We start from the raw sequence: 22700 nt of genomic DNA on the forward strand, positions 1-22700 counted from the left end.
TTAAAATATTTAATTAATACAATTATATTATACACTAAATTAACTTCATTTTTTTAATAATTAATTACTAGTCCTTGATATCTTGTCATACTTAAAAGAGATTCTCTAATGCCTTGTACACCCTCTCCTGAGTCTTTTATTCCTAGGAAAGGAAAACTATCTGGTCCTCGTTGCGGTCTTGAATTAATATTTACTGTACCTGTTTTTATTCTTTTAGCTGTTAATAATGCTTTTGAAATGTCTTGACAAAATATACTTGCTTGTAAACCAAATTGTGATTCATTTGCAATTTTAATCATTTCATCTATTGAATCTATTCTTAAAATTGGTAAAACTGGTCCAAATGGCTCTTCTCATGCTATTCTCATTTCAGTTGTTACATTATCAATTAATGTAGGTCACATTAAGTTTTTTTGCTTTTTATCTCCAGTAATAATTGAAGCACCCTTATTTTTTGCATCATCAATTAATCCTTGAATAAAATCTACTGATTTTTCATCAATTACAGGAGTAATAAAAGCATTATCTTTGGGCATTCCAACACTTAATAAATTAATTTTTGCTTTTAATATTGGTAATAATTTATCAGCTATTTTATTGCTAACAAGAACTCTTTTAACTGCTGTACATCTTTGCCCTGAATATCCATATGCACCATTTACTATTTCATCTGCATATTTTTCTAAATTTAAATCATCTAATACCAAAGCGGGATCTTTTCCCCCTAATTCTAATACCAAGTCAGTTGAACTTCCCATTTTTCTTATTTGATTTCCAATTTCAACACTTCCTGTAAAAGAAATCATATCAATTTCTGGATTTGAAGTAATAATATCGCCAATTTCTCTTCCTCTACCTGTAATAATGTTAAAAATACCTTTTGGAAAACCTGCCTCTATTACTAGTTTAGACATATAAGTTCCAACTAAACTTCCTGCTGTTGCAGGTTTAAATACTACTGTATTTCCCATTACTAATGCTGGAATAATTTTTGCAAAAGCTAAATTAAAAGGATAATTAAAAGGTGAAATTGTAAGTACAACTCCTTTTGCAACTCTTGAAAAAATTCCAATTTTATTTTTAGCACCCATTCCTTCACCAGTTAAAGCTAATGGTTCCATTCTTTTAGCTTCTTCAAAAGTATAGTCTATAATTTCAATTGTTCTAACAACTTCTGAAAGTGAATCTTTTAAGTTTTTTGCAATTTCTTCTGAAATTATTTGAGCTATTTCATTTTTATTTTTATCAATTAAATCTCTAAATTTTTTTAAAATAGAAATTCTATCAAGTAATGATACCTCTTCTCAACTTTGTTGAGAACTTCTTGCAACACTAAAAGCATTATTAATATCCTTAGCAGATAACGCTGTTACTTTTCCTGCTACTGTTAAAATTGCAGGATTAATTATTTCTAATCATTGTCCATTGTCTACTAATTCATTATTAATTAAAGCATTATATTGTCTCATTATTAAATTTCCTTTCTTTTATTTTAATGAATAAATATTATTCATTAAAATTGATCCTGCAATTGCAACATTTAAACTTTCCAATTCTGAATCTGTTTTAATTATTACATTTTTATCTATAGTTTTAGATACTTCCTTTGAAATACCTTTACCCTCATTTCCAAGTATTAAAGCTATTTTTTTATCTTTTATTTCACTTAAATTACAGCTTTTTTCTTTTAATAAAGTACCTAAAATTATTATATTCCTTTGCTTTAATTTATTTATAAAATTTATTAGTTCTTCATTTTTGAGATTTAAGTCAAAGTGATTAGATTGAGTTGCTCTCAAAACTTTGGAGTTATAAAAACTTACACAATCATTTGAACAAATTATGTTTTTAAAACCAAAAGCAAATGCACTTCTTATTAAAGTTCCAAGATTTCCAGGATCTTGAATTCCATCTAATATAAGATAATTTCCTGGTAAATCTTCTTGCTTTATAATTTTGCAAACAGCAAAAATAGATTGATTTGTTTTTAAATCAGATAATTTTTTTGAAACATTATCTGATATTTCAACTACATTTGAAAAACTTTTGTACTTTTTAAATAATTTTGTTTCAACTAAAATCATTTCAACTACATTTTTCTTTATAGCTAAATCAACCATTTTTATTCCTTCAATAAGATATTTATTTGTTTGTTTTTGATTTTTTGTTTCCTTGTAAGATAAAATTTCTTCAATTAAACCATTAGTAACCGATGTGATTTTCATTTTATTCAGTAAAAGCAAAACCTATTTCATATAATTTATTTTCAGGGTTTGCAAATTCCTTTCCTTTGTATTTTGGATTATTAACAGGATATCCAAAAACTAGTGAAGCTTTACGTGGTGGATCAAGTAATTTTGCTTGTATTGTTGACATAGCTGATAATTTTTCACCATTTTTTCGCTTCAATCTATTTTCTTCCATTAAATCTTCAATATCTTTAACTTTAGTTTGTTTGACTAAAATTCAAATTTTATTTTCTTTATATCATTTAACTATTTTTTTATATTCTTCAAAAGTAAATTGAGTTGGTTTATCTGCTGCATAAAATCTATTTTTTTCTTTATTTCAACCAATCACAAAATCTCTTCAAATTATATTTCCTATTTTACCTTTTGTCATTAAGTTTTTTGTTTTTTCAATCATTTCATCAAATTCATGAAAACCATAACCTATAAACGCATTACCATTTCATAAATTAAAATAGTTAATTTTTTTAGGATTTCAAATTTCTTCAAAGCAAGAAGCAACAACTCAATATCTATTATCAGATATTTTTTTAAAAATTTCAAAACCATATTTACTATTCTTAATAACAACTTCTTTTTGAGTAATTTTTATAACTTTGATTTTAAAAGTATTTAAAATCTTTTTTACTTCCTTTTCTGTAAGTTTCATTCTAACTTCTTTGCGAGTTTTTTGAATAGTTTGTTTAGTTTTATTAATATTTTCCATACTTCTATATTTATTACTTCTAATTATATTAAAAAGATTTAATTCTGAAGTTGGATCTGGCATAATAACTTCACTTGTTACTATTTCATCTTCTGTTTTAGTTGAATCTTTTAACTCATTTAACTCTTTAATTCTAGCAATAATACTACTTGCGTTTTCTTTTTTATCTTCTAATCCCTCTATTAAAACTTCAGAATCATTTTTATTTTTTTCAACACTAAATTTATTAATACTTGATTCAAAATGAAAATTGGATTCATACAATGAACTAATAGTTTCATTACTTATTTCTTGATAAAAAGAAGGTATTTTAGGATCACCAGGATTTAAGGGCTTATAATTATAAATGCTTTTTAAATCTTTTTTTGTTGACATATAACTATCCCCTTACATTTTAATATTTTTTAATACCCTGTATCTTGTCTATTAAAATTAATCTCATTTTTTTTATTATAAAAATTTAAGACTTCATTCCTACTTATATCTAAAATATAAGTTATTGATAAAAATTCATCTAATAACTGATAATATGATTGAGTATTAAAATTTTCTTCTAAAATTAAAGCTTTTCTATAAACATTAATGCTTCAAGAATCTATATCACTTGCTTGTGTAATTTTATTATTAAATTTAGAGAAATCAAAATTTAGGTTAGTTCCTAAACTAATAATAAAATGTAAACAATCAATTAACTCTTCTAATATAATTTTTCTTTCACTTGGACCTTTATTTGATCAATATTTAAATGATCTATATTCATTTATAAATTCAGAAATTTCTACTAAAAAAGCTATTATTTTCTTTTTAATTATTATTTCATTTATAACTATTTTTTTTGTTTCCATTATATAGTTATCTAAAATTATTTGTTTATCTTTTAAATAAATTAAATCGTCTTTTGTTAACATATTTTCTTTCTCCTATAAAGTAATTTTAGTTTAAAAAAATGATAGTTTGCTATCATTTTTTTATTTTTTAAAATCCTGGTTTTTTAAGTAATTTAAACATATTTGTTTTATAAACTTCAACTCCTGGTTGATTAAAGGGATTAATTTCTAATAAATACCCACTCAAAGCACAAGCTTTCATAAATCAATAAATTGCATAACCAAACATTTCTGCATCCATTTTTTCAAATTCCAATATTATATTAGGAATTTCACCTGTGTTTGCATGAGCATCAATTACACCTTCAAGTGCAACTTGGTTAATTTCATGAAAAGATTTACTAGTTAAATAATTTAGTCCATCTAAATCTTCCTTATTCATTGGTACTTTTAAATCAAGATTGGGTTTTTTAACACTAATTATTGTTTCAAATAAAACATTTTTTGTTCCTTCTTGAATAAATTGTCCTAATGAATGTAAATCTTTTGAGAATACACAACTAGTAGGAAATAAACCTTTACCATCTTTCCCCTCTGATTCACCAAATAATTGTTTTCATCATTCTGTAAACATTTGCATTTGCAATTCATAACTAACTAAAGTTTCTGCTTTATATTCTTTTTGAGTATTTAAAATATATCTTGCAACTGCATATTTATATGCTTCATTATTAATATTTTTTGTATCTTCCATAGCTTTTTTAGCTCCTTTGAAGATATCATCAACATTAACTCCTGATACTAATAATGGAAAAATACCAACTGGTGTAAATACTGAAAATCTCCCTCCAATATCATCTGGTATTGTAAAAGTTTCATAACCCTCAGCTGTTGCTAACTGTTTTAAAGCTCCTTTTGCTTTATCTGTTACTGCAACAATTCTTTCCTTAGCTACTTCTTTTCCTTTTAAATCAACTAAAAGTTTTTCAAAAACTCTAAATGCAATACCAGGTTCTGTTGTAGTTCCTGATTTTGAAATATTTACTATTCCAAATTCTTTATTTTTAACATAATTAACTATTTGTTCAGTATAAGTAGAAGATATTGTATTTCCAATATAAATTAATTCAACTTTATCATTTGAATATAATCCTCTAATCATTTCATCAGCTGCTCTAGTGCCTAAATAACTTCCTCCAATACCAACAACTAATAAAACATTTATTTTTGATCTTAAATTAGTAGCTACTTTTTTCATTTTATTTAATTCATCTTTATCAAAATCAATTGGTCAATTAACTCAACCTAAAAAATCATTTCCTACTCCTGTTTTATTTTCAATCATTTCATGTATTTTTTTCACTCTTGATTCATCAAATGATTTAATTTCTTTTTCAATTTTTGAATCTTTAAAATTTATTTTTATCATATTAATATTGCTCCTTGTTACTATGATTTTACGCTATTTTTTAGATTATCAAATCCACTTTTTGTTTCTTTAATTTTAATTTATGGTGCTTTTAATAATTCTGGTCTAATTGATTTATAACTTAATTTTACTTAATTCTTATCATTTAAAATATCTATAATTTCAACTTCATATTCTTCATTTAAATTTAAAAACTCATCAATACTTTTAACATAAAAATCTGATATTTCTGAAATATGAATTAATCCTTTTATTACTTTGTCTTCATCGATTACTTAACAAAAAGCTCCATATTTCACTATAGCAGTAATTTTAGTTTTTACTTTTTGTCCTTTTTTTAACATCCTATTGCTCTCCTTACAAATTAATTATAAACTTAATTTGTAATATCAATAATAATTTTAAAAAAATTTTTTAAAAAGTAGGTGAAATTTTGGAAAAAATTAATTTAGAAGAGAAAGTAAAAGCTACTCTTGAACAATTAAGAATGTATATCACACAAGATGGTGGAGATATGGAATTTGTTGCTATCAAAAATAGATTAGTTTATATAAGACTTAAAGGTAATTGTGTTGGATGTGGTTTAACAGAATTGACATTTAAAGAAGGTGTTGAAGGAGTTCTTATTGAAGAATTTCCTTATGACATTGATGGTGTAGAACTTGTAATGTAGAAAAGAGGACTTTATTATATGGTTTTTTTAACTCCAGAAACAGATATTATAATTGCAACATTTAATGGTATTTCAGTAATAACTCTAGTTACAGTATCTTTTATACTTCCTTTTTTAATTAAAAAGTATAATGACAAAAAACAAAAAATTGATGCAGGAGAACGTTAACTTTCAGATGCTTTTGATAAATATTTTTCAGATCAGTATCCTAAAAATAATTTTGAATGATACGTTGTAGAAATAAAAGCAATTATTAAAAGAAATGAAATTAAAATAATTATTTGTACAAATTGTAAGAAAAAATGTACAAGTAATAAATATATGGAATGATTTGAAAATGTTGATAAAACAATACCTGAAGTAAATAATTTCTCTTTTAAAGTAGGAAAAATTAGTTTTAAAATTGAACTCACTACTTTATTTTATTATAAATGCATAACAAAAAAAGCAATTAATTAATTGCTTTTTTTGTTATCCTACAGAGCCTTCCATATCAATTTTTATTAGTTGATTTAGCTCAACTGCATATTCTAATGGTAATTCCTTTGTAAAGGGTTCTAAAAAACCCATAACAATAATTTCTAAGGCTTGTTGTTCATCTAATCCCCTACTCATTAAATAAAATAATTGTTCTTCACTTACTTTTGAAACTGTAGCTTCATGTTCAATTTGTGATTGATTGTTATGGACTTTATTTTGAGGAATAGTATCTGAATGTGATTGATTGTCCAAAATTAATGTATCACATTCAACTCTTGCTTTAGAATTAATTGCATTTGGTCCAATATAAGCTAAACCCCTATAATTTGCAGTTCCACCCTGAAATGTAATTGATTTTGAAACTATTTTAGATTTTGTTTCTTTTCCTAAATGAATCATTTTACTTCCAGCATCTTGATAAACACCTTTTTTTGCAACAGCAATAGAGATTGTATCACCTTGTGATCTATCACCTTTTAAAATACATGATGGATATTTCATATTTACTTTTGAACCAATATTTCCATCAATTCATTCCATTCTTCCATCTTCTTCAACAAGACTTCTTTTTGTAACTAAATTTAAAACATTGTCACTTCAATTTTGAACTGTTGTATATCTAACACTTGATCTTTTACCAACAAATATTTCTACTATAGCTGCATGTAAATTATTTTCTGAATAAATTGGAGCAGTACACCCTTCAATATAATGAAGTTCTGCATCATCTTCAATAACTATTAAAGTTCTTTCAAATTGACCTGAAGCTTGATAATTAATTCTAAAATAAGCTTGTAAGGGTTTTTCTAATTTAACACCTTTTGGCACATAAATAAAAGTTCCCCCTGATCAAACAGCTCCATTTAATGAAGCATATTTATTATCATCATTTTTAACTAATTGTCCAAAATACTTTTTAAACAATTCTGGGTATTTGTTCAAAGCACTATCACAGTCTGTAAAAATAACTCCTTGTTTTTCTAACTCTTCATTCATTCTTTCATAAACTGGACGAGCATCTCATTGTGCATTAATACCTGCTAAAAAGTTTTTTTCTGCTTCAGGAATTCCTAAGCGATCAAAAGTTCTTTTAATATTATCTGGTATTTCATCTCAAGTTTTTACAGTTTTACCAGCACCTTCTGTATAGTAATAATAATCATTAAAATTAATTCAATTTAAGTCAGGCCCAAAATTTGTTTGAGGTTTTTGTTCAAATATTTTTAAACTTTCTAATCTATAATCTAGCATTCATTTTGGTTCATTTTTATGTTTAGAAATCTCTTTTACAATTTCTACATTTAATCCTTTTTGTACTTTATATGTAGAAACTTCTCCCTCATTAAAACCATACTTATAATCAGATATTTGTTTTATTTCTTCTTCTTGTTTTAATTTTTTCATTTTCTACACCTCCTTTTTTAAAATTGATTTAAATCCATCTGCTCCTAAAAGAGCACAATTTATTCTATTTCCTTGTTTATTTATTTCTCAAAATACAATTAATTCATCTAAAATTAACTCATTATATTCATTTCCCGAAATCATATTGTAATAATTTATAAGTTGATCTTGAGCTTCTTTAATATTTAAGCCTTTTATTTTAGAACAAAGTATATCTGTTGAAGCTGTTGAAATAGCACATGCATTACCATCAAATCTAGCTTCTACAATATTGTCATTTTCTATTAATAGTTGAACATTTATTTCATCACTGCATGTAGGTGAATCTTGAAACTTTATAATTGCTTTATTGTTTTCAATTAAACCTTTAAAGTCTGGTTCAGTATAATGTTCTATTATTATTTGTCTTAATTGTATTTTATCATTTTTATCAAACATTATATTAAAACCTCCTTATATTAATTCATTTATTCAACTATCACAATCTTTTAAAGCCTCTATAAACTTATCAATATCTTTTTTTGTATTGTATATTGAAAAACTTGCTCTTATTGTTGAATTAACTTTAAACAAATCATTTGCTAATCTAGCACAGTGTTTACCAACTCTAACTGATATATTGTATTTTTTATTCAAAAAAGCACCAAAATCTTGAGAATTTACATTTTTTAAATTAAATAAAACAATTGGCTGATCATTTTCTATATTGTAAAATTCAAATTTTGATTTATCTATTTGATTTAATTTACTTCTAAAATATTTTTTTAAATCCTTTTCATAATCAATTAAATTTTGCATTTTTATTGCATTGATTATATCTAAACACTTATTAAAAGCATATATTGCAGATAAATTTAAAGTTCCTGCTTCAAATTTTTCTGGGATAGGTGCCAATTTATAATTATTAAGTTCAATATTTGTATTATTTCCCCCACCATAAAATATTGGTTTTAATCATTGCAGGATTTCTTTTTTTGCTCACAATATTCCTAAACCAAATGGTCCATAAATTTTATGCGTTGAAAAAGCTATACAATCAACATCTAATTCTCTTACATTTATTATATTATGAGCAATTGATTGAGCTAAATCCAATATTATGATTATTTCTTTATTAAATTTTTTTATTTCTTTTACAATTTCTTTAACATTATTTAAACCTGCTGTAGTATTTGAATTCATTGCAAATGAAATAACTTTTGTTTTTTTTGTTAATCTATCCTTAATTTTAGAAATATCAATTAGAAAATTTTCATCTAATTCTAAATAATCTATTTTTAATTTACACTCTTCACTTAAAACTTTTCAAGGCAATAAATTTGAAGAGTGCTCAATTTTTGTTAATAAAATTTCATCATTTATTTTTAAATAACTTCTCATTCCAAATGCTAATTGATTTAATGAGTGAGTTGTTCCACTTGTAAAAATAATTTCATTTTTATCCTCTATTACAATAAAGTTAGCAATTTTTTGTCTTGTTTCACTTAACATTTGATTAGCTTTATAAGAATTATCAAACAAATTATTATGAGTATTTGCTCCTATTTTTAAATCATATTCACTTTGTGCTTTAATAACTTCATCAAATTTAATAGAAGTTGCTGCTGAGTCAAAATAAATTTCATTAGAATTATTTTTAAAATATGAAAAGTTATCTTTAAAATTCATTAGATCATTTCCTTTAATTTTTCTTTTAAGTAATTAAGTAATTTTTCATCACTAATTTCTTGAAATATTGGTTCAAAATAACCATTAATAATTAATTCCTGAGCTTGTATTTTATTTAAACCTCTTGATAATAAATAAAATACTTGATCTGGATCAAGCATACCAATAGCATTGGCATGACTTGCAACAATATCATTTTCATCTATTAATAAAACTGGATCAGAATCTGCTTTTGCTTCTTTATCAAGAACTAATAATCTTAATTCTTGATGAGATTCAGCTTGATTAGAACCTTTTTTAATATCACTAATACATCTTATAAAACCTTTTGAAGTATCTTTCAAAACTTCATAAGTTTTAATATTTGAATAAGAATTTCTAGCATTATGAACTGATTTAATAATTGAATTTTTATTAAAGTTTTTATTAACGATTGTTGCATTATAAAATTCAATTGCTGTATTTTCTTCATTCAAATTAATTGTAAAGTTATCATCACAATTATAATTTGCTATATTTGATATTTTTAAATTTAATTTTGAGTTTTTACTTAAATTAAAGTTAATATTAAACTCTTTTTTTGAAATACTTTTTGAAGGAAGAAATAAAATAATTATATTTATTTCAACATCTTTTTCTAAATTTAAATCCACTTTTCCAAATTTATTTTCTAATAATATTATTTTATTTTCATTACTACTAAAAGTAAAACTCGAAGGTAAGTTATTTCTAAAATCTATATATGTTTTATTTAATTCAAAATTAGTCATTATTTAGCTAATTCCTTTACTCATGAATAACCTTCTTTATTAATTCTATCCACAATTTCATTTCCTCCACTTGTCACTATTTTTCCTTCAATAATAACGTGAGCATGTGTAGGTTTTACTTTTTTAAAAAATCTATCATAGTGAGAAACAATAATCATTGCATTTCTTGTTAAATCAACTTGATTAAGATTTTTTGAAACTACTTCTAAAGCATCAACATCCAAGCCTGAATCAATTTCGTCAATTAAACTAAATATTGGATTTAACATTTTTAATTGCAAAATCTCATTTTTTTTCTTTTCTCCCCCACTAAACCCATCATTTACAAATCTTTTTAACATATTTAAATCAAAATCCAAATCTTTTGCTCCTGTTTTAATATCTTTAAAAATTTCTTGTAATTTTTTCTTTTCTTCATTGTGAGCATTAACAATATATTTTAAAAATTCTAAATTTGATACTCCAGGAATAGTTTGTGGATTTTGCATTGCTAAAAATAGTCCTGCTTTGCTTCTTTCATCAACACTCTTATCTAAAATTGATTCACCATCAATTAAAATATCTCCTGACGTAATTTCATACTTTGGATGTCCCATAATAGCCATAAGTAATGTTGATTTTCCATTACCGTTAGGACCCATAAGAGCATGAATTTCTCCTGATTTTACAGTTAAATTAACTCCTTTTAAAATTTCTTTTTCTTCTATACTTACATATAGATTTTGTATTTCTAATTTATGCATTTCAAAAACTCCTTGCCTTATTATTATAATTATTTATCAATAAAAAGAGTATTCATTTTTAAATGATTTTGAAGATAAGTTAAAAAATAATTTATTTAATAATTAATTACAATTTAATGTCTTTTTAGTAATTTTTTCTTTATAATTATTTTGATACAAAAACCAAGGAGTGAATGGTGTGAAAAAATTATTAACACTGTTAGGAAGTGTTAGTTTAGTTGCAACAACAGCACAAATGGCTGTTGCTTGTGGTACAAACTATGACAAAAAAGATAAAGACGGAAACTCAATTCTTATTCAATTTTTACAATCAATAAATGGAAAAGCAAAAATTAGTACAAATGATATATTAGTTAAACTAATTAATGCTGAAAACGGTCCAAAAAATAAAGAAAAACTTACTTTGGATCTTCTAAAAATGATAAATTTATCTATTCTAACAAATTCAGAAAGCAATAAAGATCTTATAAATGACAAAAACATTTATACAAATTATGATCTAGCAAAAATCTTAAAAGAAAGATGAAATGCTTTAAATGATGCATTTGATAGACAAATATCAAGTGAAAAAGATAAGTATAAAAAAGACCACGGTAAAAAATGAGAAAAAGAATGAAATAAAATGCTTGTTAACAAGTATAGTATTTATCAAGATGATGTCAAATCAATGGACAAAGATTTCCTAGAAAACAAATATAAATCAAATATTTTATTATCAGATGCAAATAATAATGCTTCAAAAACATTATTAGATATTTTAATTAACACAGATCAAATGGGTGTTACTTGAATAAGTTCAAATGATATTGTTAAAAAATATACTGCTTTAGAAAGAATCGTTAAAGCATCAGATGCAAGTGACTCTTCTATTGCAAATTATTTAAGAACAGACTTAGATCAGTTATCTCAAATTAAAAATTCAACACAAGATAATACAAATAACTGAGAAGAAACAAAAATAACTTCATCAATGTCAGATATTGAATTAGCTAATAAAGCTAAAGAAATTATTAAAATTGATAAAAATAAAATTACAAATGATGCACCAGTTAATTTAAATAACTTTACAGTTAGTGATACAAATAATTCAAGAGCTGGTTTCTTAAGTAATTCTCAAAGATTCTTTTTAGACAAATGATATAATACGCAAGCTCCACTTGCAATAAGTGAAGTTGTAATACCTTTTTCTGAAGGTGGATCATTTGATAAAGGATTTACTCAAAATAGTTTTAAATCAAAAGATAAACAAGATGAAACTAAATCTAATAGACTTTTAACAGCAGCAATTGATACTAATTTTGGAGATGCTAGTTGAAATCGTTGAATGATAGCAGGAAAAGCTGACTTTAGAGAAGATGCTACTGTTAAACATTATGATAAATTAATGACTTTAAGTAACTCAACATTTACACAAGATATGAGAACTGCAGTTTATGACTATGTTTTAAGTTATAGTGACAATAAAAATGGAATAAAATTAGAAGCAACACCTTCAATTGAAACTTTAATTGATCAAATTTCAAGAAAAAAAGGAACTGATAAAAGCTTCTATGCTTACAATGATAAAGGACAAATATTTTATGTAGATACTTCAGGACTTCACATTGTTAAAATTGATAAATATGAACTTTTAATAAAAGATGATAAATATAAAAAAGGTTATAAACAAGAAGGATTAGATGGAACAAAAATAAATTCTAATACAACAAAAGAATTAAATAAATTTAAAAACTTCAATAAACTAAAACCTGAACAAAAAGTTGAAGAACTTCAAAATATTAGCAATGAAGAAAAAAATAAAGAAGGAAGTTACTATAAAAGTTTAAATTCAACAGTTAAAAATAATTATCTTCATTATTTAGTTAATACTTCAATGTTAAAAGGTCTTTCGGGATCAGCTTCTAGTTTTGATATTATGACAGAAGTTAAAGAATGAGCTCAAGTAAGTTCAGCAGCAAGTGACTCTTCAAATACTTATTGAATGGCTTGTGTATTTGATTATTTCTTTGAAATTTCTAAAGGAACTGAAAAAAATTTATCTCAAGAAAAATTTATACAAAACTATGTAGAATTTGGTAAAAGTGATGATGAAACAACACAAGAAATAATAAACAAAACAAAAGAATGATTTGATAGTCAAGTTAAAACAAAACAAAGTTGAATTTGACAAAGTTCTTCAAGAGCATTTTATAATGCAAATAATAAATGAGCTGATGATATTGAAGCTAAAACAGATGCAAGTGGTTATCCAAAAAAAACTATAAAAAATACTTGATATGATGGAGAAATTGTTGCAAAAGTAGAGAATAAATTCTGAATACCTACAAACAATAATTTAATTTATATAAATATTGAAAACTCTTACTATTTTTATAAAAAAGGAGGTATATAAAATGAAAAAATTACTAGGAATACTTAGTGCAGTTTCATTAACTGTAGCTTCCCCTTCTTTAGTTGCTGCTTGTGGTTCAAAAGAAAGAATTAAAAGTCCAAAATTAAATAGAGAATTAGCAAAACAATTATTAGTTTCTATTTCAGGAAATAAAGATTTAGCAAATATTGACTTTGGTTCAATGTTTACTGATGCAGAAATTGAATCAGTAGTAATTAATATGGTAAATGAACTGCTTTCATTACAATATTCATTTGATTCTACAAATAGTATGTATGATAAATTAAGTTTTAAAGAAAAATATAATTCTGATAGTAATGGTATAGAAGAAGCATTTAAAAATAAATATAATTTAGAATCAAGAACAATAGCTGAAAATAAACTTTTTGAAGAGTATACTAAGTCAATAAAAGGTGATAGACTTGATTATTGAAGTGTTCAAAACAATTATAGTTTAAACATCCAAAAAGATACAACTGTAAAATCATTTAATGGAACAGAAGACATCAATGTTTCATCAAAAAATAAATATATTTATTTTAATAGTGGGAATGCTGCTAATAAAGATAAAATTTGAAGATTTACAAATGAAAATTTAAAAAATAAAGCAGCACATCTTCCAGAATTAAGAGATCTAACAAGTGAATATAGTGGAATTAAAGAAGAAATCTTTGGAGTATTAGATAAAAATGATAAATATCATAAAATAAGTTCAAAAACAGCTTTATATTTAAGATTTCAAGAATATTTTAAGTCAAAAATCTTAGAAGAATTAAATGAAAATCTACTAACAACAGCTTATTTAAAATCAACAATGTTTGATATTAAAGAAAGTAAAGATAAAGGAAAAAGTCCATATATAAATTCTTCTTCTGTTTTTGCTAAAACACAAACTTTAAGTGATAGCTCAAGTGAATCATGAAAAACTAATGTTAAAATGGTTTGAACAATGAGATTTGATATTACAGAACCAAGTAAAATAGACCAAGTAAATAAAGCTTTAAGAGAAAAATCAGATATTATTGATCCAAGTAGTGGAGCATTATTATCTGGAAAATCTATAAGTGAAATTTATAAATTAGCTTCTGAAACAGCTAATGTTCTTCCAAATCCAGTAATTGATAATAAATCAGGATATGATTCATACTTTGGATGAAGTGGATATCAAGGTTTAACAATTTATAATGGAGATAGCTCACTAGGTGATAGTCCTATTTCTGGAAAAGCTTATGAAGCAAATGTTAAATCATGAACAAAAGGAGCAGGAATTGTTAAAAACGGTTCTAACTTCTTAACAGTTGATTCATCAAATTCAAACTATGCTGATTTAGTTTTAGTTTTACCAGTTTATATGATTGAATTATTAGGAGGATCAAATCCAACTAATAGTACATACGAAATAATTGGTAAAAGTCAAGAAGATAAAAAAGCAATGATTTTCAGTAATACAATCGGTAATGATAATGTATATACAGATAGATGAAATAATAACAATAATAGAGATCTTCATTCTAAAGATATTCAAGAATTAATAGATAATGAAAATACAGGAAAACAAGCACAAACTGCATTACTAAATCAAATAATGTATGGTATTTCAAAAGATTCAACATCAAGTGATTTAGGAAAAACAATAATATACTCAAAATATTTAGATAAAGATGAAGTATACTATGCAGGATTGTGAAATAAAATTGGATCATACATCAAAAATGAAAATGATAAAGATGAATAAAAAAATAAAATAAACCTAATTTAAGGTTTATTTTTTTATAAAATATTAATGAAATGAGGTTTAAAAAATGGATTGCATATTTTGTAAAATTATTAATAAAGAAATGGATGCAAAAATTATTTATGAAAATGAATATACACTAGCTTTTTTAGATATATTCCCAAATAGTAATGGTCATTCACTTGTAATTCCAAAAAAACATTTTGAAGATTATGAGCAAACTGATGATTTTTACTTACAAGAAGTAGCAAAAACTAAAAAAGTTGTTGCAAAGGTATTAAAAGAAAAATTAAAACCTAAAGGGATTAATTATATATCAAATCAAGGTTCTGAATCTTTTCAAGTAGTATTTCACTACCACGAGCATATTATTCCAAAATATATAAAAGAAAAAGGATATACGTTTAAAATTAACAATGAACCTAGCGATTTATTAGATTTGGATATTATTTATAAAAAAATAAATTAAAAAAGAAAACTATTTAGTTTTCTTTTTTTTGATAATGATTTAAATAACTTCTTCCTTCTTCTGAAAGAATTCTTGCACTTCAACTGCCCTTTTCCACTTTTGCTAATTCATCATTAATTTTATAAATTCTTGCATCTAAAGCATCTAATGATGAAATTAAAACTGCTTCAATTAAATTTGGCTCTACAGGTGAACCATACTCATTTTTACCATGACTTGCTAAAATAATATGTTGCAACTTTAAAACATCTTCATTCTCTTTTAAACCTAACTCTATAGCCTTATTTGAAACAAAAGTATTTCCAATTGAAATATGACCTAATAATTTACCTTGATCTGTATATTCTGATGCATTTTTTCCATCCATTTCAATAACTTTTCCAATATCATGAAGTATTGCTCCACAATAAACTAATTCTCAATCTACTTCTGCATACTTATATACTTCTTTAATTGCTTTTGCACTCATTAGTAAAGAATAACTATGTCAAAATAAACCACCAATAACATTATGATGAATACTTACTGCTGCAGGATAAGATTTAAATTCTGCTTCATATTGTTTTAAAATTGATAATGTAATTTTTTTATAATTTTCATTTTTTATAGCTTCTAAAAAATCTATTAATTTACTATAATTTGATGTCACATTTATTGGAGCACTTATACTAAACATTTCTTCATTAATATTATAAGTTTCAAAATCATGTTCTTTTATAATTTCATAATAGTTTATTTTTAACTGTAATTGTTGTCTGTAAACATTTGTTGCTGCTTCAATTTTAACAATTTCTCCTGTTTTTAATTCTTCTACATCTATATCTGTTGAATTTCAAAGTCTTGCTTCAATTCTTCCTGACATATCAATTAAATTTAAAATTAAATAATTAGATCCATTATTACCTGTTGATAAAATTGTTTTTTCAATTCTAGCTATTAGAGTTACCAATTTACTATCCGAATTTATTTGATTAATCATATTTGTTCTCCCCAAAGATAAGTTAATTTTAACAAAAAATAATTAAATATATCAATTATAAAAAAGCATTTTTAATCTTTTTTATAGAATTATAATTAAGATATTTAATAAAAAATAAATTGAGATAAATATTTCTAAAATTTATCTCAATGTATAGTGCACTTTATCTAACTTTATTTTCCTAAACATTTTTAATAAATACAAATTAAAACTTATTTACTTTTAGTAAAAATTTATTCTATTACTCCTTTTCAACTTAATTTTAGTTACTTAATATTTTAGTTTCTGTAAAATTACAATTTTCTTGTATATAGAAATGAAAAAGCTTAAAAATTATTACAAGTTTGAATTAAAAAACACTATTAATTTAAATTAATAATTAATAGTGTTTTTTATTATATTAGAAATCCAGGATTTCTTAAAATACTTACGAATTCTTTTCCAAACATTATTGCATCTTCTATTTCTAATACATTTTGATTAAATGCAAATGATATTTTTACAAAACTTGATAAATTTCCATCTTCTTTAAAATAATTAGATAATGATGAAATATAGATTGATATCAATGAATTATTTGATAATCCAAAATTTGCATTATCAATACCTAAGTTTGAAAGATCAAAAATTGATACTTTAATATTATGATTATTCATTTTATTATTTTGAGCTATATCTTTAGAAATATCTAAAATATTTGAGTCTATTTCAACTTCAACAACAGTATCTTTTATTGAATTATTCTCAACTTTAATTAGTCTTATAAGTGAATCTTTTGAATCTAACTCATTATATTTATTTAAAGTTTTTTTAAGAGCTTTTATATAAAATGCATTAAGTTCTAAATCCACTCCTGATTCTTTTAATGGTTCAACCATCAATGTTTGTAAACTAACAAGTGCTGTAATATCCAATTTAAATGAAAAAGTAGCTATATTTTTTTTAGATAAAAGAACTGTTTTTTCATTAACTTTTTCATCATTTCGAGAATTTTTCAACGATAATAAAGAAATTTCTTTTACTTTTTCATCTAAATTATTAATTTTCTGATTAACTTTTGTTAATAATGAAGTAATTGTTTTTGAACTATTTTCTTTTGACTCAGAAATAAATTTATTTATTCTTGTATTTAATTCTTCAAATTTATTATTAAATTTATTTATATCATTTTCAATTTCTCTATTAGAGTCTTTTATTTTTTGATATAACTTTGAGTTAAAATTATTAATTTTCACATCAATATCTTTAAATTTATTTTTAAATTCTTTTTCGTTTTCTTCAATTACATTAAATTTATTTTCAAACTTTTCATTACTTTTTATTACTTTATCTATTTGATTAAAATCAACATTAATTAAATTTTTCAACTCTTCTTTTTTATTTTCTTGGTTATCTAAACGAGTTTGTTGTATTTCTTCATTTTCTTGTATTGCTCTTAAAGCTATTTCTTTTTCTTCAACTAGATTACTTTCTTCATCTTTTTGTAATTCTTCTGAATTTAAATTTGAATTAACTAAAGCATCTTGATTATTTTCAGTAACTATATCATTTTCATGATTTTCTTCTTTATTTCATTCATCTATAATTGAATAAGATAAATTTGAAATTTCTTGAGTTAATAATCCAGGAGCTTTCTCATTTTCTTTAAAATCAATTTCATAGTTTTCTTTCATTGAAATATCTAAATTAGTTTCTTGCTCTAAATTTTGACTAAAGTTTTGCATTTTTGATAAATCATCATTTTCAAAAGTTATTTCATTTTCCTCATCATTATCAGATCCATTTATTAATTTTTCTAAATAGCCAAATTCATTTAAACCTTCTCTTAAAGTGTCATTAATATTTGACGGTTTTTTTAAAAGAACCTTTATTTCTTTATTTGAAAAAATATCAAAAACAGTATCCCCATGTGAAACTATTAAAGATTCTATTACATAAATATTTCTAATAACACCATCAATTGTAGATAAAATTTCAAATTTCTCTAATTGAGTTGAAATTATAGCAAGAACTTGATTTTTTTTAACTGGTTGCCCTTCTTTTACAAAAACATTTTCTACAATACCTTTATATTTTTTAGGATTTTTAAACTTAATTTTTTCCATAAATAGCCCCTCTTTAATTAAATTATGTTTAAATACTATACTTATTATTTTACACTAGTTTAAGCGTGTATTAAATTTTTTTTAAAGAGCATCAAGTATTATTTTATTATTTTCAGACATATTAAGCAGTCTTTTAAAACATCATTTAAATAAAGGTATTCTATTATAATGTTCTATTTTTAAACCTTTACATTGAATAATTAATTGAGAAGCTTGTTTTGCAAAGTCTATCATTTCATTTTTATCTGCGGGCCATATTGGTCCAAATCCTTTATAAAGTAGCATTGCATTAGATATTAAATTTAAAAAAACAAGAGTATATTGGCCTAGTGGACTTTCAATTGCAAAATATATAAAAGTTATTAACATATCTTCTATAAATAATTCTAAACTAGCTTCTTCAATTAAACTCTCTTCAAAAAACTCTATCATTTTAAGAGTTTTTGACTTATCATCTTTTATTTTCTGAAAAACGTGTTTAAATTCACCTGTTTCATCTAGGAGCATATAAATTTTTATATAATCTTCTATTTTAAAAGCTCATTTATGAACTTTATTTCTTCTATAATTTTCCTTTGATTCTATTATTTTTTCTTCAATAAATTCTCAAATTTTTAAAAAATTAATTAGTTTTTTTCCATAAATTTCTTGTGAATCATCAATTAGATATTCATCATTTGCAATTAATTCAAATAATTCTTCTTCTGAAAACATACAATCATTATAAAAAGAAATATTTGAAATTATTCTTGTACCTATTGTTGATCAAACTTTTTTATTTTTATACAAAAAAATACCTCCTTATAAACTAATTTTATAGTTCAAACTTGGTAAAATTCTTTAAAATTCCTAAAGTATTTTTATAAATAAAATTATTTTTTTCTTCTTTAGAATTAAACTCTAAATTTTTATCAACTTTTATTAAACCCATATTTGCTTTCATGGGTTTCAATTTTTTATGTTTTGGATTAGTAATATAATTTATTAAACTTCCTAAAACTGTTTCTTCAGGAAAAGGTATAAATTTTTTATTATTAATAATACTTATAATTCCTTTTGCTGCAACTAGACCCGTAGCAAAAGATTCAATATAACCTTCAACTCCTGTTATTTGTCCAGCAAAGAAAATGTTTTTCTTTCTCATCATTTGTAGCTTTTTATTAAGTATTTTAGGTGAATTTATGAAGTTATTTTTATGCATAACACCAAATCTTTTAAAAAAAGCCTTTTCAAGTCCTGGAAGGGTTGAAAATACTTCTTTTTGTGCAGATCAAGTTAAATTTGTTTGAAAACCTACCATATTATATAAATTATCAATAGCATCATCTTTTCTTAATTGAACTACAGAATAAGGTTTAATTCCATTTTCATTTTCAAGATTGTTTGAAGACATTGCAGATCTTAAAAGTACTTTTTTAGAAATTTTAGCCAATTGTTCAATTGGCTGACATCCTTTAAAAAATATCTCATTTTCAAAATCCTTTAATTTAACTTGTTGAGCATTTATTAATTTTTTATGAAAAATATTAAATTCTGGTTCACTTAGAGGAATACAAATATAACTATTATCATTGCTATGTCTAGATTTATAATAAACTTTTGTAAAATCAATAGATTGCTTTTCTAAAATTGGTGATGAAGCATCTAAATAAAATAATTTTTGCTTTCCTAAGATTTTTTCGATTTTTAATTGAAAATTATTAGAAGATAAAGGACCTGTTGCAATTAAAATAATATCTTGATTCTCTTTATCTATTTCTAAAAATTCCTCTTCAAAAATTTCAATATTTTTATGTTTTCTTATTCTTTCATCTACAAGTTTAGAAAAACATTCTCTATCAACAGCTAAAGCATCATCTGAAGGTATTTGAGTTTTATAAGCGCAATCCAATATAAATGATCCTAATTGCTCAAGTTCCTTTTTTAATATACCTACTGCATTTTGAGTTGAAATACTTCTAAAAGTATTTGAACAAACTAATTATGCAAAATTATCTGATTTTTGAATTTCATTTTTTTGAATTTTCTTTTTCTCATAAAGATGAACTTTAATTCCCTTTTCAGCTAACTGTCAAGCTGCTTCACATCCAGCTAAACCAGCTCCAACTACTATAACTTTCATTATTTTTTCTCCAATAATTCATTTATTTTATTTAAATTTACTGATCCATCTCAACTAGAATAATCTCTTACACATGAACCTACATGAATGTTATTTGATATTTTTTTAAAAATTAGAAAATTTTGTTGATTAATTCCCCCACCAATTAAAATTTTAGTTGATAAATTTAAAGAACATAGTTTATCTATTATTTGTTTGCCTTTTTCAATATCATGTCCACCACTTGTTAGCACATTTGTTATTTTAAGTTCATTTAAAGTTTTATAAGCAATTATAAAATCTTTCACTTCATCAAATGCCTTATGAAATGTTATATCCAAATCTACCTTTACTCTAATAACTTGTTTAATAAATTCAACATCAATTGTTAAATCTTTATTCAAAGCACCAATAACTATTCCATTAGCTTTAGTTTTTGAAATAAATTTAACTTGCTCTAACATTTCTTTTTTCTCATTTTCAGTATAAAAAAAATCTCTTGAAGTATTTCTTACAATTATATTAACTGGTAATTTAGATATGTTACAAGCATTTATTATATCTTCATTAGTTGGTGTTAATCCTCCAACTTTTAATTCTCTACAAAATTCAATTCTATTTGCTTTTGAAATATTTATAAGTTCTATATCTTTCAAATCTTTTGCAATTACTTCTAATAACATTTTATAAATATGCCTCTAATTCTCTTATTTTATCTAATTTTTCTCAATTAAATTCTTTTTTTCCAAAATGTCCATATTTGCTTGTTCTAAAATAAACTGGTGATTTTAATTCTAATTTATCAATAATTGAACTAACTTTAAAATCAAAATTTTCTTTTAAAGCTTTATACATTACATCCATTGAAACTTTATTTGTTCCAAAAGCTTCAATAAATATTGAAACTGGCTCTGATTTGCCAATTGCATAACTAACTTGAATTTCTACTTTATCAGCTAATTTAGCAGCAACCATATTTTTTGCAGCGTAACGACAAATGTAAGCAGCACTTCTATCAACTTTACTTGGATCTTTTCCTGAAAATGCTCCTCCTCCATGACGTGAATAACCACCATAAGTATCAACTATTATTTTTCTTCCTGTAAGTCCAGTATCTCCTTTTGGTCCTCCTATAACAAATCTTCCTGTAGGATTTATTAGTACATTAAAATCAGTATTTAAATTGTATCTTTTTGCTATTACATCCATAATATTAAATTTAATAAATTTTTCAAATTCCTCTTTATTATAGTTAACATCATGTTGAATTGACATTAAAATGGTTTCAATTCTTGGATTATTTTCATTTGTATAATCCATTGTCACTTGTGATTTCATATCAGGTTGAGCTCATTTAAATTTTTTTGCCTTTCTCAATTTTGAAGCAATATGAACTAAATCATGAGCAACTTGAATTGAATATGGCATATATGTTGGTGTTTCATTATTTGCATAACCAAACATAATTCCTTGATCTCCTGCACCCATTTCCTTTTGTTCAACACCTATAGCAATATCTGGTGATTGAGTATTTATTTTCACTAAAATTTCACAAGTATTTGGATCAATTCCAGTTTCAGAATTATTATATCCAACTCTTTCTAAGACTCATCTTGCAATTGATACATAATCAACTTTAGCTTTAGTTGTAATTTCTCCCCCAATTAATAAGTAATTTTCAGTGAGAAAAGTTTCACATGCCACTTTTGCATTTGGATCTTGTTTTAAACATTCATCTAAAATAGCATCACTTATTTGATCACAAATTTTATCAGGATGTCCCTCAGAAACTGATTCACTAGTAAATAATCTTTTCATAATTTTTATCCTCTAAAATAAAAACTTCTCCTAACAAAAGAGAATTTTTTTTCTCTCATTGCTGGTTTCCCCTTAATTTGAGCACCTAATTGAATATGTTGCTACCACTTCATCGAGTTTTTTCTCTCAGCAGTTCTTAATAAGATTTTTAA

General features: G+C 24.0%; 22 protein-coding genes and 1 pseudogene. 5 read left to right on the forward strand and 18 right to left on the reverse strand.

The features are described from left to right. Positions 1 to 53: 53 nt before the first annotated feature. The 6 genes from AACK92_RS04480 to AACK92_RS04505 all read right to left on the reverse strand — a co-directional run bounded on the left by AACK92_RS04480 (position 54) and on the right by AACK92_RS04505 (position 5483). Complete coding sequence (locus AACK92_RS04480; RefSeq protein WP_339020513.1) at positions 54 to 1469, reverse strand: NADP-dependent glyceraldehyde-3-phosphate dehydrogenase; 1416 nt, start codon at positions 1467 to 1469, stop codon at positions 54 to 56. An 18-nt stretch (positions 1470 to 1487) separates the two neighbouring features. Continuing rightward, positions 1488 to 2225 (reverse strand): RNA methyltransferase, encoded by a 738-nt coding sequence (locus tag AACK92_RS04485; RefSeq protein WP_339020514.1) that lies wholly within the window; start codon positions 2223 to 2225, stop codon positions 1488 to 1490. 1 nt (position 2226) lies between these two features. Next, positions 2227 to 3330 (reverse strand): hypothetical protein, encoded by a 1104-nt coding sequence (locus AACK92_RS04490; protein ID WP_339020515.1) that lies wholly within the window; start codon positions 3328 to 3330, stop codon positions 2227 to 2229. Positions 3331 to 3359: 29 nt separating this feature from the next. Further along, the gene (locus AACK92_RS04495) at positions 3360 to 3863 is read right to left on the reverse strand and encodes a dUTP diphosphatase (protein ID WP_339020516.1); all 504 of its coding nucleotides are present in this window, start codon (positions 3861 to 3863) and stop codon (positions 3360 to 3362) included. A 67-nt stretch (positions 3864 to 3930) separates the two neighbouring features. Further along, complete coding sequence (locus AACK92_RS04500) at positions 3931 to 5211, reverse strand: glucose-6-phosphate isomerase (RefSeq protein WP_339020517.1); 1281 nt, start codon at positions 5209 to 5211, stop codon at positions 3931 to 3933. Between the two features lie 131 nt (positions 5212 to 5342). Then, positions 5343 to 5483 (reverse strand): S1 RNA-binding domain-containing protein, encoded by a 141-nt coding sequence (locus tag AACK92_RS04505; RefSeq protein WP_339021766.1) that lies wholly within the window; start codon positions 5481 to 5483, stop codon positions 5343 to 5345. Between the two features lie 161 nt (positions 5484 to 5644). Between AACK92_RS04505 and AACK92_RS04510 the strand changes: the two genes are divergently transcribed. Then, positions 5645 to 5884, forward strand: a complete 240-nt coding sequence (locus AACK92_RS04510; RefSeq protein ID WP_339020518.1) for a NifU family protein — start codon at positions 5645 to 5647, stop codon at positions 5882 to 5884. Between the two features lie 18 nt (positions 5885 to 5902). Then, complete coding sequence (locus tag AACK92_RS04515; protein WP_339020519.1) at positions 5903 to 6052, forward strand: hypothetical protein; 150 nt, start codon at positions 5903 to 5905, stop codon at positions 6050 to 6052. Here AACK92_RS04515 and AACK92_RS04520 read toward each other — a convergent pair. The 6 genes from AACK92_RS04520 to sufC are packed head-to-tail and all read right to left on the reverse strand — an operon-like array spanning position 6049 to position 10949. After that, on the reverse strand, positions 6049 to 6297 hold the full coding sequence (locus tag AACK92_RS04520) for a hypothetical protein (protein WP_339020520.1): 249 nt from the start codon (positions 6295 to 6297) through the stop codon (positions 6049 to 6051). The two genes, AACK92_RS04515 and AACK92_RS04520, sit on opposite strands and share 4 nt — an antisense overlap. A 58-nt stretch (positions 6298 to 6355) precedes the next feature. After that, positions 6356 to 7768 carry a Fe-S cluster assembly protein SufB gene (sufB, locus tag AACK92_RS04525; RefSeq protein ID WP_339020521.1) on the reverse strand — a complete coding sequence of 471 codons (1413 nt, stop codon included), beginning with the start codon at positions 7766 to 7768 and terminating at the stop codon, positions 6356 to 6358. 3 nt (positions 7769 to 7771) lie between these two features. Then, the gene (gene sufU, locus AACK92_RS04530) at positions 7772 to 8206 is read right to left on the reverse strand and encodes a Fe-S cluster assembly sulfur transfer protein SufU (RefSeq protein WP_339020522.1); all 435 of its coding nucleotides are present in this window, start codon (positions 8204 to 8206) and stop codon (positions 7772 to 7774) included. Positions 8207 to 8221: 15 nt separating this feature from the next. Further along, positions 8222 to 9436, reverse strand: a complete 1215-nt coding sequence (locus AACK92_RS04535) for a cysteine desulfurase (protein ID WP_339020524.1) — start codon at positions 9434 to 9436, stop codon at positions 8222 to 8224. Continuing rightward, positions 9436 to 10206 carry a SufD family Fe-S cluster assembly protein gene (locus AACK92_RS04540; RefSeq protein ID WP_339020526.1) on the reverse strand — a complete coding sequence of 257 codons (771 nt, stop codon included), beginning with the start codon at positions 10204 to 10206 and terminating at the stop codon, positions 9436 to 9438. The genes AACK92_RS04535 and AACK92_RS04540 overlap by 1 nt, the downstream gene beginning before the upstream one ends. Beyond that, complete coding sequence (gene sufC, locus AACK92_RS04545; RefSeq protein ID WP_339020528.1) at positions 10206 to 10949, reverse strand: Fe-S cluster assembly ATPase SufC; 744 nt, start codon at positions 10947 to 10949, stop codon at positions 10206 to 10208. The genes AACK92_RS04540 and sufC overlap by 1 nt, the downstream gene beginning before the upstream one ends. 178 nt (positions 10950 to 11127) lie before the next feature. Here sufC and AACK92_RS04550 point away from each other — a divergent pair, with 178 nt between their 5' ends. From AACK92_RS04550 to AACK92_RS04560, 3 genes are all read left to right on the forward strand, one after another. Then, complete coding sequence (locus AACK92_RS04550; RefSeq protein WP_339020529.1) at positions 11128 to 13341, forward strand: lipoprotein; 2214 nt, start codon at positions 11128 to 11130, stop codon at positions 13339 to 13341. Between the two features lies 1 nt (position 13342). Continuing rightward, a complete protein-coding gene (locus tag AACK92_RS04555; RefSeq protein ID WP_339020531.1) occupies positions 13343 to 15076 on the forward strand; it encodes a hypothetical protein in 1734 nt (577 codons plus the stop codon). Between the two features lie 67 nt (positions 15077 to 15143). Then, positions 15144 to 15545 carry an HIT family protein gene (locus AACK92_RS04560; RefSeq protein WP_339020533.1) on the forward strand — a complete coding sequence of 134 codons (402 nt, stop codon included), beginning with the start codon at positions 15144 to 15146 and terminating at the stop codon, positions 15543 to 15545. 13 nt (positions 15546 to 15558) lie between these two features. On the opposite strand, the gene AACK92_RS04565 is transcribed toward AACK92_RS04560, so the two are convergent. The 6 genes and pseudogenes from AACK92_RS04565 to metK all read right to left on the reverse strand — a co-directional run bounded on the left by AACK92_RS04565 (position 15559) and on the right by metK (position 22548). After that, a complete protein-coding gene (locus AACK92_RS04565) occupies positions 15559 to 16524 on the reverse strand; it encodes a 3'-5' exoribonuclease YhaM family protein (RefSeq protein ID WP_339020534.1) in 966 nt (321 codons plus the stop codon). Positions 16525 to 16919: 395 nt separating this feature from the next. Continuing rightward, on the reverse strand, positions 16920 to 18629 hold the full coding sequence (locus tag AACK92_RS04570; protein ID WP_339020535.1) for a biotin/lipoyl-containing protein: 1710 nt from the start codon (positions 18627 to 18629) through the stop codon (positions 16920 to 16922). 81 nt (positions 18630 to 18710) lie between these two features. Continuing rightward, a complete protein-coding gene (locus AACK92_RS04575; RefSeq protein WP_339020536.1) occupies positions 18711 to 19418 on the reverse strand; it encodes a hypothetical protein in 708 nt (235 codons plus the stop codon). Positions 19419 to 19443: 25 nt separating this feature from the next. Next, positions 19444 to 20751 (reverse strand): annotated as a pseudogene (gene trmFO, locus AACK92_RS04580) (methylenetetrahydrofolate--tRNA-(uracil(54)-C(5))-methyltransferase (FADH(2)-oxidizing) TrmFO). After that, a complete protein-coding gene (locus tag AACK92_RS04585; RefSeq protein WP_339020538.1) occupies positions 20751 to 21413 on the reverse strand; it encodes a copper homeostasis protein CutC in 663 nt (220 codons plus the stop codon). Before AACK92_RS04585 ends, trmFO begins: the two are co-directional and overlap by 1 nt. Before the next feature lies 1 nt (position 21414). Continuing rightward, positions 21415 to 22548, reverse strand: a complete 1134-nt coding sequence (gene metK, locus AACK92_RS04590) for a methionine adenosyltransferase (protein WP_339020539.1) — start codon at positions 22546 to 22548, stop codon at positions 21415 to 21417. Positions 22549 to 22700: the final 152 nt, after the last annotated feature.

The sequence above is a fragment of the Spiroplasma endosymbiont of Atherix ibis genome, from assembly GCF_964020005.1.
Lineage (GTDB): Bacteria > Bacillota_I > Bacilli_A > Mycoplasmatales > Mycoplasmataceae > Spiroplasma_A.